The 15803-nt window shown below is 67.7% G+C and carries 11 protein-coding genes; 7 read left to right on the plus strand and 4 right to left on the minus strand.

Translation table 11 applies throughout. The features are described 5' to 3' along the window. Positions 1–117: 117 nt before the first annotated feature. From VGR67_09540 to VGR67_09555, 4 genes are all read right to left on the minus strand, one after another. Entirely contained in the window at positions 118–2538 is a 2421-nt protein-coding gene (locus VGR67_09540; GenBank protein ID HEV8336647.1) for an ABC transporter permease, read from the minus strand. A 160-nt stretch (positions 2539–2698) separates the two neighbouring features. Next, positions 2699–4054 (minus strand): hypothetical protein, encoded by a 1356-nt coding sequence (locus VGR67_09545; GenBank protein HEV8336648.1) that lies wholly within the window; start codon positions 4052–4054, stop codon positions 2699–2701. Positions 4055–4404: 350 nt separating this feature from the next. Then, positions 4405–5295 (minus strand): tRNA pseudouridine(38-40) synthase TruA, encoded by an 891-nt coding sequence (truA, locus tag VGR67_09550; protein HEV8336649.1) that lies wholly within the window; start codon positions 5293–5295, stop codon positions 4405–4407. After that, positions 5292–8099, minus strand: a complete 2808-nt coding sequence (locus VGR67_09555; protein HEV8336650.1) for an alkaline phosphatase family protein — start codon at positions 8097–8099, stop codon at positions 5292–5294. Before VGR67_09555 ends, truA begins: the two co-directional genes overlap by 4 nt. Before the next feature lie 113 nt (positions 8100–8212). Between VGR67_09555 and VGR67_09560 the strand changes: the two genes are divergently transcribed. The 7 genes from VGR67_09560 (at position 8213) to VGR67_09590 (ending at position 15803) form a co-directional block, all read left to right on the plus strand. Further along, on the plus strand, positions 8213–9028 hold the full coding sequence (locus VGR67_09560) for a diguanylate cyclase (GenBank protein ID HEV8336651.1): 816 nt from the start codon (positions 8213–8215) through the stop codon (positions 9026–9028). A gap of 471 nt (positions 9029–9499) precedes the next feature. Then, entirely contained in the window at positions 9500–10285 is a 786-nt protein-coding gene (locus VGR67_09565) for a YIP1 family protein (GenBank protein ID HEV8336652.1), read from the plus strand. Then, complete coding sequence (locus VGR67_09570) at positions 10285–10701, plus strand: DUF2752 domain-containing protein (GenBank protein ID HEV8336653.1); 417 nt, start codon at positions 10285–10287, stop codon at positions 10699–10701. The genes VGR67_09565 and VGR67_09570 overlap by 1 nt, the downstream gene beginning before the upstream one ends. A gap of 253 nt (positions 10702–10954) precedes the next feature. Continuing rightward, the gene (locus VGR67_09575) at positions 10955–12613 is read left to right on the plus strand and encodes a hypothetical protein (GenBank protein ID HEV8336654.1); all 1659 of its coding nucleotides are present in this window, start codon (positions 10955–10957) and stop codon (positions 12611–12613) included. 115 nt (positions 12614–12728) lie between these two features. Then, positions 12729–13895, plus strand: a complete 1167-nt coding sequence (locus VGR67_09580; GenBank protein ID HEV8336655.1) for an efflux RND transporter periplasmic adaptor subunit — start codon at positions 12729–12731, stop codon at positions 13893–13895. A gap of 34 nt (positions 13896–13929) precedes the next feature. Then, positions 13930–14646, plus strand: coding sequence for an ABC transporter ATP-binding protein (locus tag VGR67_09585; protein ID HEV8336656.1), 717 nt, complete (start codon positions 13930–13932; stop codon positions 14644–14646). Next, on the plus strand, positions 14643–15803 hold the full coding sequence (locus VGR67_09590) for an ABC transporter permease (GenBank protein HEV8336657.1): 1161 nt from the start codon (positions 14643–14645) through the stop codon (positions 15801–15803). The genes VGR67_09585 and VGR67_09590 overlap by 4 nt, the downstream gene beginning before the upstream one ends.

Here is a 15803-nt window from a genome sequence, read left to right on the forward strand (position 1 = left end):
CGAAACATCGGCTTCAATCAGCGCCATGGTGCCAATCGCATGAATTGGCAAGATTCCTCGCGATTGTGAACGAAGGTCCACTGCCATGAACCTACTCGGTGGTCCATTTCACGGGCGCTACTCGGCTCGCAAGGCAACGAGGGGATCGATGCGGGCGGCGCGGCGGGCCGGAATCCAGCACGCGCAGACGGCGACGAGGCCGATCAGCAACGAGATGCCGGCGTAGATCCGTGGATCGAAGGGCTGGACATCGAACAAGAAGCTTTGTAACAGGCGAGTCAGGCCGAGCGCTGCGATGGCGCCGAGCAGGATGCCGGCGGCCGCGAGTTTCAGGCCCTGCATGACGACCATCCGCTGCATCGCGCCCGGACCGGCCCCGAGCGCCATCCGGATGCCGAATTCGCCCGTGCGCTGGCCGACCATATACGCCATCACGCCGTAGAGTCCGATGCTGGCGAGCACCACCGCCAACCCGGCGAAGATCGTGAGCAGCACCATGACGAGGCGCCGATCCGCGCTCGTCTGGGCGATGAGCGCCGTCATCGTCTGTGGGTCCAGCAGCGGCAATCCCGCGTCGACCTCCTTCAAGGCAGCTCGCGCCGCGGAGGCGACGGCGGCCGGATCGCCCTCCACCCGCAGAACCAGAGAGGCAAAATTCTCGGGACGTTGCAGGATGGGGAGGAAATACTCCGCCACCGGGGGTGACGTCAGGTCGTTCGAATGGTTGTCGGCCACCACGCCCACGACCTCCGACTGGATCTGGCCCATGCCGGTCACGAGCTTCTGCCCGATCGGGCTCTCGCGGCCGAAGAACTGGCGGGCCATCGTCTCATTGAGGATGACGACGTGCGGCGCCTCGGGGCTGTCTCGATCCTCGAAATCGCGCCCCGCCAGGAGCCGGATGCCGAGGGTGGCGAACATGCGCGGGCTCACCAGGTGGCGGAGCGCCAGAGGACGCTCGCTCAGCGGCGGCAGGTCGCGGCCGGCGACCGCTATGGGTGCCTGCGTGTTGGCGCCGCTCAGCGGCAAAGCGTCGTTCAGCGCCACGGATCTCACGCCCGGGAGCTGGGCCATGCGCTCCAGCACGCGGTGGTAGAAGCTCGCGAGCTCGGGCTTGGTCTCGTACCGGCTCGGGGGCACGTTGAGGAAGCCGACGAACAATCCTGCCGGCTGGAACCCGGGGGCGACGCCCTGGAGGCGCGCGAAGCTCGTGAGCAGGAGGCTGGCGGAGACCAGGAGCACGAGGGACAGCGCGATCTCGCCGATAAGCAGGCCCAGCCGGAAACGGCTTTCCGCGACGCCGCGGGTCGACCCCCGTGGGGAGGCCTTCAGGGCGTCGTTCACGTCATGACTCGCCGCCCGCAGCGCGGGCACGATGCCCATCGCCAGGCCCGTGAGCAACGCGAGGCCCGCGGTGAACGCGAGCACCGCCGGATCGATTCCGACCTCGAGGGAGCGCGGTATGAAATCCCGTCCGGCCTGGAGGAACCCTTGGAGGCTCCACTGCGCAAAGAGCAGACCGAGGGCCGCGCCGATCACGGCTACGAGAAGACTTTCCAAGAGGAACGGCCGGATGACGCAGCTCCGGCTGGCACCCAGGGCGAGGCGCACGGCGACCTCCTTGCTGCGGCCGGTGAAGCGGGCGAGCAGCAGATTGACGACGTTGGCGCAGGCGATCAGAAGCACGCAGCCGACGGCGCCAAAGAGCACCACGAACGTCCTACGCTGGTTGCCCACGAGGCTCTCGAGCAGGGGGTCCACGGCCGCCTGCGCGGGAGCGTCGACGTTCTTCGGATACTTTGCCCGGTAGCTCCCGGCGAGCAGGCTCACGTTCTCGCGCGCCTGCTTCAGCGTGACGCCGGGCTTGAGGCGGCCGATGACCTGGAAAGTGAAGGCGCCGTTGTCAATCTGCGCCGGCACGAGGAAAGGCACTTCCACCGGGCGCGGGGCCCAGAGGTCGGTCTGGTTGAACGGGAAACGCGAAAGCGCCGGCGGCAGGATGCCGATGATCGTGTGGGGCCGGCCATCGAGCGTCAGGGGCTGGCCGAGCGCTGCCTGGCTGCCTAGGAACCGCTTCTGCCAGAAGTTGTAGCTGATCAGGACGACGTCGGCGCCGCCCGCCCGGTCCTCCTCGGCGGAGAAGTACCGCCCATAGAGCGGTCGCACCCCGAGCACCGCCAGGTAGTTGGCCGAGGCCATCACGCCCTGGACCAGCTCCGGGGCGTCGCGGCCGCTGAGCGTGAAGCCGTTGAAGGCCGCGACCGCCAGGTCGCTGAACACCTGTTGGTGGTCGCGCACGACGAGGAAACGAGGCCAGGAGAAGGGAACGTCGTTGAGCTGACGCTCCGGAAGCGACGACCTCAGCTGCACCAGCCGTTCGGGGTTCGCGTAGGGCAGCGGACGCAGGAAGAGCGAGTTGATGATGCTGAACATCGCGCTGTTCGCGCCGATCCCGAGCGCGAGGGCGAGGACCGCGATCAGGGAAGAGCCGGGCGACTTGATCAGCTGGCGAAGCGCGTAGCGGAGATCGGAAATCATCTTAGAATGACGGTTACTCGGTGCTCCCACTGTAAGTGTTGGGTCCTATGCTTCAGGAGGCTCATCATAACGCATCCGGCGGATCGGGACATCCTGATCTTATTACGATCCGACTTCTGCGTATGTTACGGGCAGAGTGAGAAAAGCGGCGCGGGGCGCTTCAGTCCCGGACGGAGGAGGGCGCCGGCGGGGAGGATCTCGGCGCCGCGGGGAAGCCGGAGGCCGGGGATTCGGCTGGACCGTCGGCGGCGCCGGGGGTTGCGGGCGGGTCGCCCGCCAGGAACAGACCGTAAGGGACGAAAAAGGCCGGAACGGAGGAAACCTCGGAGCATCCGGCCGCTTCCCTTTCGAGGGCGGCCTCCCGCTCCCGGGCCGCCACCCAACGCTGTAGCCGCTGCGCTTCGGCGCGATCCGGCTGGGCTTTCGCGAAGCGCTCCGCCATGCGCTCCGCGCCCCCCCAATCGCCGACCCGGACGGCGGCGGCGGCGATGAGCGGACAGGCGCCGCGCTCCATGCGCGCCGCGTCCGGGGACGAGGAGACGGCGGCCGACGCGGCATCGAGGATCCTTTCCGCTTCCGCCACGTCGCCACTCTCGGAGGCAACGCGGATGCGCTTCAAGGCGGCTGCCTGGAGGCGGTCCCGCCCGCTCGTCTGCGCCGGGAAAATCTGCAGGTCGATTTCGGCGATCCGGTAGGCCGAATCGAAGCGGCCCGCTTCATATTCCGTGCGGAAGGCCCGCGCCAGCAAAGCGGTCAGCACCTCGGAGCGCAACGCCAGCTCCGGCTGCAATTGCGCCTCCTCCCGGAAGTGGATCGCCGCGCGCAGCGGATCGCCCCCCTCCAGGGCCCTCCGGCCGGTGTTGTGCCAGACGAACGCCACGGCGCGCTCGAGATCGACGACATGGTCCTCGATCCAGAGCCCGGCGGCCGCGGCCGGCGATCCCGGGACCCCCGACCCGCCGTATTCGAGTCCCGCGATGCGGGTTTGGTCTTCCGGCTCGGGGCGCTGATGGAAGTCGAATCCGATGCGGGAAGTGGTTTCCACGTCCACGACGCGCGGACCGAGCTTCAGCCGGACGTAAACATGACGGGGGACTTCGACCACCCGGGGCTCGAGCCCGAAGGCGCGCGCCACGATTCCGTAGAGCAGGCTCGAGGACAGGCAGTTGTACTCCCCCCGATCCAGGATGGCATCGAGGCCGTCGGCGGCCGCTTCGTAGCGCCGCAGGAAGCTATGGTGGAGGATCTTGTGGATTTTTCGCGCCGTCCGATAAGGAGACTGCGTTCCGAGGCTCCGATCGATCTCGCCGATCAGCTGGCGCAGCGAGGCCTCATAGGCCGCCCAGGAGGCCGGCTCCTTGCCGGCAGCCCGGAGCGATTCGAAGAGCAGGACCCGGTCCAGGCGCTCCTCGGCCCCTCCGGCGAGGAACGGCGAGGCGGAAGCGGCCTGGGGAAGCGCGCCGCACAAAGCCCCGAGAAGTAGTCCGGCCTGCAGGAATCTGGAATGAATTCTCATGGGATTGTGGGTTCCTGCTCGACCGTCTCTCGTTCGTTAGGCGGCCTTGAGAATGAAAGCTCGTATGGCCAAATGACGGGGGATGAATCTAGGTTCGGGCCTCCGGGGCGTCAACCGTCCCGATGGAAATTTCTCGCCGATCCGAAAATCGGAGTCGCGACCGCGGCCGGGAGCCCTCAGGGGAGGAATGGAATTCCCCGGTTGATTACATCCTTGTGAAATTACGGTCGCCGTTTCTTCCGGCGGCCCCGCCGGGAGGCCGCTGTCGCCAGGCTGGTCGTCGTCTCCACGCGCTGCGTCAAGAAACTCGCGACCCCGTAATCCACGGTAGGTCTTTTCGGCGGGCGTCTTCAGAGATATTCGACTTTTTCGAGGAAGAGCCCAGCGGCCGGGGCCATGGTGTTCTCCGGCAGAGGGAGCGCGCCGGCGAGGAATTCCTTGAGGCGCTCGGGAGGGAATTCGTGGTGGCCGATCCGCACCAGGACGCCGACGATCCGGCGGACCATCCTGGGGAGAAAGTGATCGGCCGCGATCCGGAAGTGGAGGAGCGGCGCCTGCTCCTGGAAGGCCGCCTCGTAGACCTCCACGAGAGGCTCCTCGATGGCGCGCCCGCTGTCGGCGAAGGGGGTGAAATCGTGGCGCCCCACCAAGTAGGAGGCCGCCACCCGGAGCATCTCTCGATCGGGCGGATCGCGCAGCCACCAGGAATAGGGTTTGAGGAAGGCGCTGCGCCGCAGGGCCAGCTGATAGCGGTAGCGGCGGAGCTTCGCGTGGTGCCGGGCGTGGAAGTCCATCGGCACGTCCTCGACCCGAAGCACGTTGACGTCGGGGGGCATCTCCTGATTGATCGCCTCGAGGAGGCGCACCGCCGGCATCGAGGTGTGGCAGCGGAAATTGGCTACCTGGCCGTCGGCATGGACCCCGGCGTCGGTCCGGCCAGCGCCGAAGAGCGTCACCTGCTCGCGGATCACGTTGCCGACCGCCCAGGTCAGCACGCCCGCCACCGTCTTATCGCGCGACTGGATCTGCCAGCCCCGGTAACGGCTCCCATCATATTCCACGGTGAGGCGCAGGTTTCGGACCCTGCCTTCCGGAGTCTTCGTCTTCCTGGCGGCGGCCGGCGTGATTTCCTTGACGGGGCGCGCCGGCGGCCGCGGACCGCGGGTAGCCCCGGAGGGCCGCGAGGGCCCTCCGGGACGACGGCGGTCCTGGCGCTTCGGAAAAGCGGCGGGGCGCTTCAAGGTTTTTCCACGTCTCGCAGCATCGCTCGGGCTGACTGCTGGTCGGGATCGAGCCGGAGCGACTCCTTCAAGGCGGCCGCCGCCTTGGGCCGATCGCTCTTCTGAAAGTAGGCCATCGCCAGGGCGTTGTACAGCGACGGGGCGGAAAGGCCCAAGGCCAGCCCTTCCTCCAGCGTCCGGATCGCTTCATCGCTTTTTCCCTGGATCCCGAGGACGGCGCCGAGCGCGACGCGCGCCTCCAGGCTCCTGGGATCTCGCCCGAGGGCGCGCCGCATCAACGGCCCCGCCTCGTCGAGCTTCCTCTGCCTCGCGAGCAAATTGCCGAGATTCACCAGCGCGCCGACGTGCTCCGGATCGGATTTCAACGCGGCCCGGTATTCGCTCTCCGCCTCGGCGATCCGGCCCATCCGGTCGTAGACGAGCCCGAGCCAGTTGTGGTGGAACGCCGAATCGGCGTTCTTCTGCAGCGCCGCCCGCAGGCTCGCCTCCAGCTCCCGCAGCCTCGCCGGCGTCGCACCGAGATCGAAGAGACGCGGGATCGGCGCCTGAGCGGTGGGATCGGCCGCCAGGGCGCTGCGGTACTCCGCCTCGGCGCCCGTGGCGTCGCCGGAAGCTTTCTTGAGGATTCCCATGGCGGCATGAAGGTCGGCCTCGTCGCCGCGGCGGACGGAGAAGCCGGCGAGATCGGCGAGCCCTTCGTTCGGCTTTCCGAGAGCGGTGTAGAGGTTGGCGATCAGCAGATAGAGGCCGCTTTGGCGATCGGGGCTGTCGCTGCGCGCCGCCTGGCGGGCCAGAGGAAGCGCCTCCGCGAAGCGCTTCTCCCGCTCGTAGGTCTGCGCCAGATACACCAGGGCCGGAAGGTATCCGGGCGCCAGCGCGAGCGCCTTCTTCGCTTCGCGCTCCGCCTCCGGCAGATTTCCCTTTTGCAGATGGATCCCGGCCAGATTCGCGTGCGAGAAAGCCGACTCCGCCGCCGGCGCGGCGTCCCGCCCGGCCTTTGCGGCCGGACCGCCGCCGATGTATCCGAGGGATCGGAGGTTTTCCTCGAGCGCCGCGGCGGCGCGCTGCGCTTCGGGATTCTCCGGGGAGGCGGGCGCCGAGGGAGATCTTTCCCCCGTCTCGTACGTCGCGATGCGGCCGAGAGGACGCGATGCGAGGAACGACGCCGTGAAGAGGCTCTCGGGCAACCCCCCGGGCATGTCGGCCGCGGCGGGAAGTCCCCCGGCCTCCAGGACGATGGGGGCGATGTCCAGGAGCTTCGCCGGGTCTTTCTCCCCGGGAACGACCATCGGGCCGGCGGCCAGGAAAATCCCGTAGGGGCGATGCCAGCGAGCCGGCTGCCCTTCGAGGTCGGGCGGCTGGTCCCGCGGGCGTCCCGTCCCGTTCCGGAAGCCGTGATCCGACAGGACGAGAACCAGGCTGGCAGGATCGACCCGCATGAGGATCTCCCCGAGCTTTTGGTCTTGGTCCCGATAGACGGCCTCGATGGCCTTGCGGAATCGGCGGTGATCCGACTCGCTGACCATGTCCATCTTCGGGTCGGCGAAGTGGGCGAAGCGGTGGCTCACCTCGTCGATCTCCTGGTAATAGACGGCGTAAAAATCGGGCTGACCGCGCGCCAGAATGTCGAGCGCCAAGGCGTGATAGGTCCGCCCGGCGGCGAGAATGCGCGTCAGGTGCAGGACCGGATCCCGGGCGGCCAGGGCGGGATCCCGCTTGGCCCGCTTCCGGGCCTCCTCAAGCTCGGCTCGCGTGATCTCCACGAAAGGCCGCAGATCGCTCTCGGTGATCTGCTCCTCCCCCACCCGCAACCGGCCCACGGTCTCGGCGTAGGATTCCGGAAAGGTGGCTCCCGGAAGCGCCGCGTGGTCCGCCGAACCGAACAGCGAATAGGCGACTCGATCCGAGACGAGCGTCCCCTTCACCCGCTCCGCGGGCCAGGTCGCCCACCAGGCTACCACGCCGCAGGTACGCCCCGCTTCGCTGAAAAGGTTCCAGAGCGCCCGGACCTTACGGGAGGCGGAGGTGACGGGGGTTCGCCGCCCCGTGCCCGGCTCCAGAACGAGGAAATCGACGACCCCGTGCTCTTCGGGCGGCTTACCCGTGGCGACGGTGGTCCAGAGCAGCGGCGAGAGCATCGGGTCCATCGAGCGCAGGCTCGCCCAGGCGCCGGCTTGCTTGAGCTTCGCGAACGACGGGAGTTTCCCGGCCGCCATCAGAGGGTCGATGATCTGCCAGTCCGCTCCGTCGATCCCGACGAGGACGACTTTCACGCCGTTCGACGGCTTCGTCCCGGTCGCGGAGGAAGCTCCCGCGCCGGCCGAGCGGCGGATGGTGAGCGACTTGATCCGGAAGCCGTTGGCCAGGGCCGCCCCGCTGAAACGCTCCTTCATCTCGACCGGAGCTTCCGCGACCTCTGAGCCACTGTGATCGGCCGCCCAGCTGTTCAGCAGAGCCTCGAGGTCGTCCGCCACCACGGTGGGACCGTTGCGGGGGCCGGCGCGCCCCGCGACCTCCAGGAGCGCTTCCCGCAGCAGCGCGCCTTCGAAATGGACCGACAGGCGGACGCCGCTCCCCTCGCGGAACAGGAATTCCTTCTCGAAATCGAACTGGAACGGGCCGCTCGGGAAAAGCGTCAGCTGCTGGAGAAACGGCAGTCTGAGATGCAGGCCCGGCTCGAGGAGAAACATCTTCCCGCCGGCCATCCCGCGCAGCACCCCCAAGGTCCCCGGGGTGACGTGAACCAGGCTGGCTGAGAAGACGAGGACGCAGAGGACCACCGGGAAAATCCAACGCCGGGACATGGCGCGATTATACTCGCTTCCCTCGGGGGACGAGGCGGCGGGCGCATTGCATTTGCGCGCCCCCGCGCCTAGATTGAGAGCTGGGAGCCTTATTCTGGCATGGGAACGCCATCATGAACGCCCTGCTCATCGGAACGCTGGCGCTCGTCCTCGGGGCCGGCTTCCTCGCCGGATCGCTGGCGGCGCGCCGGCGGATCGAAAGGGAGAAGCGGCGGGCCGACGGCGCCGAGGCGCGAGAGCGCGCCTATTTCTCCGTGATTGAAATCCTCTCCGGCGGCTTCCGGCAGGAGGGGACGGCGACGCCTTCCGGAAAGAAGCCGCCCGCGGCGGAGGCGACCCTTTCCGGCATCGCGGAAGCGGCGCCCGCGGCCGGGCCGGCGCCCTCTCGACTTCCCTCCCCGGCCGCGGCCGATTCAGCTTCCGAGAGCCGCTACCTGTTCGTCAGCTTCGAGCAGGAGATCCGCCGCGCCGAGGCGCAAGGGCGGCCTCTGACCCTGGTCGCCCTGGAAGCCCTCCCCTCCGGCGCCGCGGCCGTCGCGTCGGAGCCCGCGGTCCACGATCGGTTCCTGCGCGGCGTGGCGCACGCTCTGCGAGGCCAGATGCGGGGATGCGATACCTGCATCCGGCACGCGGCGAGGGACTTCATCCTGGTCCTTCCCGGCGTCTCCCGAGTGGAGGCGCGGCGCGTCGAGGCGCGCCTGCGCACGGCGCTTCTCGCCGTGAGCGTCGAGCCCCGCCCCGGCACCGAGATCCGGGTCCATCCGGCGCTGGGCAGCGCCAGCTACCCGGACGATGGGAACAGCTTCGACCAGCTCCTCACCGTGGCCGATCGACGCCGCTCCTCCGACGCCGCTCCCGATCTCCCCGGCTCTCCTTCGAGCCCGGGCGTCCGAAGCGTCCCCTGGAAGCGCGCCGGCACCCCAAACTAATCGATTTCGCATGTCCTCAATCCCGTCCCACACAACGGTTTGACCCGCGGCGGGTTCCAGCCGACGGGTCCAAACCTGTCTTGAATTCGGCCGCCGATCTATCTTGGCTGGAAAAGCGCGCCGAAGCGCCGCGTACCCAAACACGACTAACCCTCGCACAGGAGATCCACTGAGAAGCTCCCGCGCATAACGACAACCCAGAGAACTCTCGGAATGGCCGAAGAAACGAGTGTCGCGTCTCCGAAATCACGTCAACACCGAGGTCGTCGAGGCGCGCGGGTCGCAAGGCGCGCCGAAGCGCCGCGTACCCACAGCGGTACGCAAGCGAGGCGCAACGCAGCGACCCGGGATGGATCGACGACCGAATGTCACGTGATTGAGGAGACGCGACACCACCTTGCGTGGTTCCTCCGAGACGTGTAACTTATCGGCCGGTGAAATCGGGCCCACTTTGAACAAGGAGGAGAGAGGATGTTCTGCCCGCTCTGCGGCAAGGAGATCCCTGAGGCCTACGCGGGAGTGCGCTGTCCTTCCTGCGGCGGATCCCTCACGGCCGGCGCGGCCGGAGGCGGAGGCCCCGTCCCGCCTTCCGCTCCCGCCCCCGGCGGGATTCCGTGGGAGAACCGGGCGAGCCTGGGGTTTTTCCCGGCCTTGCTTCAGAACATCCGTTCCTGCCTGTTTGAGCCCGACTCGTTCTTCGGCAGGATGCCGAAGCGGGCGAATCTCGGCTCGGCCCTCGGATACGTGGCTCTCCTGGGCTGGGTCGGTGTCGTAGCAGGCTCCCTCTGGGACCTGGCGCTGCGGGAGCGCGCGCTGGACTTCGCGCGCAGCATGGGGTTCGATCTCCCTCAGCAGACCCTTTCCCCGGCGTTCCAGGTCGTCGGGCAAATCATGAAAATCGTTCTCGCTCCCCTGTTGGTTCTCATCGTAGTCTTCCTGTGGTCGGGCATTCTGCACGTCTGCCTCTGGGTCTTCGGAGGAGCGCGCGAAGGATTCGAGGCCACCGTTCGCGTCGTCTCCTATGCGTGGGGAAGCGCCGCGCCTTTCTATCTCGTGCCGATCTGCGGCGGCTTCGTGGCGCTCGTCTGGTCTCTCGTCGGCCAGATCATCGGCCTGGCGAAAGCTCACGAGATCCCTCCCGGCAAGGCAGCCGTGGCCGTCCTGCTCCCCCTGGCGCTCTGCTGCGTGGTGGCAGGAATCTGTATCCTGCTGTTCGCGGGCATCTTTTTCGCGGCGCTCAAGGGCGGCGGCGCCTGATGCGAATCGTCCGCGTCGCGCCCGCACCGGGAAGCGTCCCCTACTCTGCCATCTTCGGGGTCATCGCCCTGCTGGGCGCGGCCGCCGCGTGGCTGCGGATGCAGCTCCCCTTGGAATGGATCCCTTCCTTGTGCCCCCTGCACAGCCTCACCGGCATCCCCTGTCCCGCCTGCGGCTCGACCCGGGCCCTCGCCGCTCTCGCCGCCGCCCATCCGCTGGTGGCGCTGGCGGACAATCCCCTCGTCGCGGTGCTGGCCCCCGGCGCCGTCGTCCTCGGCCTCGTCACGGCCGCCTGCCGCCTCGCCGGATGGCGTCTCGCCCTGCTTAGGCTGGAGCGACGGGAAGAGGCCGCCGCCCGCGCGGCCGTGGCGCTCCTCATCGGGGCGAACTGGCTCTACCTCATCGCCTTCCGCTGAAGTGTCGTCCGCGGAATCCCGTTACATTGAGGCGGATTGACCCACGTCCGGGTTCCGGCCGCCGGGTCCAAACCGCTCCTAATCCGGCCGTCGATCCATCCCGGCTCGCAACATCTCGCTTGCGTACCACGCGGGGTACGCGATGCAGCGCTGTGCCATGCGCTCCAGGCGCGGCGTGACAATGGCCGATCGGCCATGCTAGATTGCGCCTTCAGAACCTGGAATATCTCTCCAGATGCGGCGGGCTCCCGACGTGACGCGATCTCCCCTCAAGCGCTTTGACGTGCCCAGCAGCTGGTCCGCGGGTATTCTCAAAGCCCTCGTCGCAATCGCCCTGCTGGCGCACGCTTCGCTGACGATTCGCGGGCGCGAGAAGCTCGCTGATTATCCTCTGGCCGACGATCCCTTCTATTCCTTCGCGGTCGCCCGCCACGTCGCGCTGGGCCAGGGAATCACCATCGACGGCACGACCGCCACGAACGGTTTCCAGCCGCTCTTCACCTTCGCGACGGTACCTTTCTTCTGGCTCGCCGGCGAGGACCGCTACGCGCCCCTTCGGTATGTCTGGATTCTCGAGTTCGCACTGTGCGCGGCGACCGCCTTTCTCCTGGGGCACATCGGGCGAGACCTGCTGCCCCGGGAAGACCAGCAAAGACGGACGACCGTCTTCCTGACGGTGGCTCTGCTTTATCTGGGCAGCGCCGACATCCTGCTCGAGCATTACAACGGGCTCGAGACCGGATGCCTTCTCTTCTTCCTCGCCCTCGTCTGGCGGGTCTACCAGTTGGGCTCGGAGGGGAGCGGCACCCTCTGGGCGCTCGGGGCCATCCTCGGACTCGTGGTGCTCACGCGAGTCGACGCCGTCTTCCTCGTCATCGTGATCGCCGCGCACCGGTTGCTGAAGCGGGGGGCGGGCGGATGGCTCCGGCGCCTCCGGGAGGCGGCCATCCTCTCGGGGGTTCCGTTCCTCATCTCGGCTCCCTGGTGGATCTACAACTACGTCTATTTCGGGTCCCTGATGCCGACAAGCGGCCAGGCTGAGACGGCCTGGGGTCTCTCCTGGTCGAAGATCCGCTCAACCCTGTGGGCGTTTGGTGAGGACGGCTTCCCCGCAGCCTACACAGGACGTTACAAGAGCATTCCGACCGATTTTCTGCAGCTCCTTCTGGGGATTCTGGTCGTCTGGCTCGCCATCCGGGGTTTCCGGCGATTCGGGGATCCGGCGTCCCGAAGAACCCGGAGAGGACTCGCCTTCGGCGGGTACCTGCTCCTCTCTTGCGCGATCCTCGCGGCCTGGTACGCCCTCTCGAGCTGGGCGATCCATTTCTATCCCCGGTACCTTGCTCCGCTTCTGCTGCTCAGCACGCTGGCTTTCGGCTGGATGTGCGTCACTTTGCATGAGACCAGGCGCTGGATCGTTCTCTTGATTGGCGCCGGGCTGGCGGCGGAGGTGGTGGTGATATGCGCCGCCCTGGAAACGAAGTGGATCTTCCTCGGCAACGTCTGGCACGACCAGCAGCTTCCTCTGGTCCAGCGGTCCGTGCCCACCGGAGAGCTGGTCGCCGCGGGCCAATCCGGGGCCCTCGGCTATTTCCGGGATCGAGTCGTGAACGTCGACGGCAAGGTGAACGCCAAGGCCCTCCGCTTCCAGGACACGATGTGGAACTATCTGGATGCCGAAGGGGTCCGATGGTTCTGTGATTGGGAGAGCTATGTCTTCCAGTACCTGGGCAAGAAACCGGAAGAGCATGGATGGAAACTCGCGGGGACGAGCGGCAGGTTCTTTCTCTATCGCCGGGATGTCGACCGATCCGCGGGCGCGCCTCCAGGGCCGGCTCGGGCGGCGCCCACGGGAGCTCCCCCGCCTCCGGATCGAGCCGCAGTGGGCGCCGGCGGTGGGGTTCCAGAGTAATGGCTCAGACTGCGCCAGGAGCCCGGCCGCCGTTGACCTGCCCGCCGGCCTGCGGGTAGACTTGAGTCTTCTATCATCTCAACGCCACCGCCCGCTCGCAAGGGAACGTGCGCCCATGGAAGCGTCCCAATCCTCTCCGGCCCCGAAGCCGCCTCCCGAGCTGGCCTCGCTGCGGATTCGGCGCGACGCCGAAAGGCCGAAGCGTCCAACCGCCTGGCTGATCGCGGCCTCCGTGGCGGCGGTGGCGCTGGCCGTGGGCGCCTACTTCGCCGCCTCCGTCTTTTTCGGGGCCGTCGCCGTGGAGAAGACGACGGCCGCGCTGGTCACGCAGGGTCAGGCGCTGACCCTGCTCACCGTTTCGGGCTACGTCGAGGCCGAGACCCGGGCCGATCTGTCGCCCAAGATCACCTCCCGAATCACCCAGCTCGCCGTCACCGAGGGATCCCGCGTCCGCAAGGGGGACGTGATCGCCCGGCTCGATCACACCGATCTCGACGCCCAGCTCGCCGACGCGCAAGCGGCCTGGAAAAACGCCGACTCCGACCTCCGGCGCAAGCAGGCGCTCGAGCGGCAGGGGCTGGCCACGCAGGCCGACCTCGACGCGGCGACCGCCGGCGAGTCGACGACGCGGGCCCGCGTGAATTACGTCCGGGCTCTGCTCGACTACACGGTGCTGCGGGCCCCCTTCGACGGAGTCGTCGTGGCCAAGCGGGCGCACGTCGGCGAGGCGGTCTCGCCGTTCGGCTCTCCGGGACAGGGCTCCTCCAACGGAGGCGCCATCGTGACGCTGGTCGATTTCTCCACGCTCTACGTGGGCGCCGACGTGAACGAGAGCAACCTGTCACGCCTCGCGCCGAGCCAGCCGGCCGAGATCGTCCTTGACGCCTACCCCGACCATACCTACCATGGCGCCCTCAAGCAGATCATCCCCTCGGCCGATCGGCAGAAAGGGACGGTCAAGGTCAAGGTGGCGTTCCAGGATCCCGACGAGAAGATCCTTCCCGATCTCTCGGCCCGGGTGAATTTCACGTCCGAGGCGACCGCCGGGAAGCCCGCGAAGCCGACGGTGCAGGTCCCGAAGAGCGCCCTGGTCACGCGGGACGGAAAGCCGGGCGTCTTCCTGATTCAGGCAGAGCGGGCCCGCTTCCGGGCGGTCGTGACCGGCAAGGAACAGGAGGGGGCGGTGGAGATCCAGGAGGGGCTGCTCGGCGGGGAGTCGCTGGTGGCCGACGCGGCCCGGCTGGAACTGTCCGACGGGACGAGAATCCGGATCAAGGAATGAAAGCCCGGGAAAGACGAGAAGAAGAGGAGGGCGCGTGAGCCAGCACCAGATCGTGATCGAGCATGTCTCGAAAGTCTACCGGCGGGACGCCATCGAGATCCCGGTCCTCGAGGACATCAACCTGACCGTCGAGCCGGGGGAGTTCCTGGCCCTGATGGGCCCGTCCGGATCCGGCAAGACCACCCTGCTGAACCTGATGGCCGGGATCGACAAGCCGACCCGCGGACGCATCCTCGTCGGCGAGAGCGAAGTCTCCGCGATGGGGGAGGGAGATCTGGCGCGCTGGCGGGCCGACCATGTCGGATTCATCTTCCAGCTCTACAACCTGATCCCGGTCCTGACCGCCTTCGAGAACGTCGAGCTGCCGCTGCTCCTCACCCGGCTCTCCCGCAAGGAGAGGCGCGAGCACGTCCAGACCGCCCTCGGGATCGTCGGGCTCGGGGATCGGATGGACCATTACCCGCGCCAGCTCTCCGGCGGGCAGGAGCAGCGGGTGGCGATCGCGCGGGCCGTCGTCGCCGATCCCGCCATCCTGGTGGCGGACGAGCCGACCGGCGACCTCGACGCCAAGAGCGCCGACGAGATTCTGCACCTGCTCCGGCGGCTGTCGCAGGAGTTCAAGAAGACGATCGTCATGGTGACCCACGATCCCCGCGCCGCGGCGGTGGCCGGAAGGATGGTCCACCTGGACAAGGGGGTCCTGACGCCGGCGAGCCCCGAGGAAATGACCCAGGCGGGGACGCGGCGATGAAGTTCTTCCGGCTCGTCTGGAAGAACGTCTTCCGCAAGAAGACCCGGGCGTTCCTGACGATCGGCTCGATCGTCCTGGTCCTCGTCCTGATCGTCGTGCTGGTCTCCCTGCTCAACGCCCTCTCGGGCGACGCCGCCCTGGGGACGCTCGGGGCCACACGGATCGTCGTCCAGCACGCCACCGGGCTCGCGAATTTCATGCCGCTGGCCTACCGGCAGAAGATCGAGCAGGTCCCCGGCGTGATCGCGGTCGCTCCGGAAATCTGGTTCGGGGGGACCTACATCGACCAGCGGGCGCAGAACTTCTTCGGCCAGCTGTCGACCGACCCCGAAGTCTGGCCGGTGCTCAACGCCGACGTGGAGATTCCCGCCGACCAGCTCAAGGCCTGGCAGAGCGAGCGCGACGCCTTCATCGCAGGGCAGCAGCTCATCGATCGCTATCACTGGAAGCTCGGTGACCGGATTCAGATCAAGGGGTCCTACGTCCTGATGGATCTCGACCTCGTCCTGCGCGGCATCTACAAGGGGCGCGACGAGTCGAACATCTTCTTCCACAACAAATACCTGGAGAACTCCTGGGCCGGGCGCTCGTCGACCACCGGGATCTTCTTCCTGCGGGTGAAGACGCCCGACGACGTGCCGCGGGTGACCGAGGCGATCAACTCGATGTTCGAGAACAGCGACGCTCCGGTGAAGGCGATGCCGGAGAAGGAGTTCAACCTGCAGTTCCTGGAGATGATGGGGAACGTCAAGATGCTGGTGCGCTCGATCTCGATCATCGTCCTGCTCACCGTCGTCCTGATCACGGCCAACACGATGGCGATGAGCGCCCGGGAGCGGGTCACCGAGATCGCCGTCATCCGGGCCCTCGGCTTCCGCCAGGGCCAGGTCCTGGCCCTCATCCTGGCGGAGGCGATGGTGCTGGCGATCCTCGGCGGGATCGCCGGGGTGGCGTTCGCTTTCCCCTTCACCGCCGTGCTGGTCGAGGGGATGAAACACTCGCCCGTGGCGACGTTCGCCTACAACTTCCGCGTGTCGGCGACCACGATCCTGATGGCGCTCGCCGCTTCGGTCGCGATCGGGACGATTGCGGGCTTCGTCCCCGCGATCCGCTCCTCGCGGGTCCGGATCGTCGACGGCCTGCGCAAGGTGGTGTGA

This window comes from Candidatus Polarisedimenticolia bacterium, from assembly GCA_036004685.1.
Classification (GTDB): Bacteria; Acidobacteriota; Polarisedimenticolia; order Gp22-AA2; family AA152; genus DASYRE01.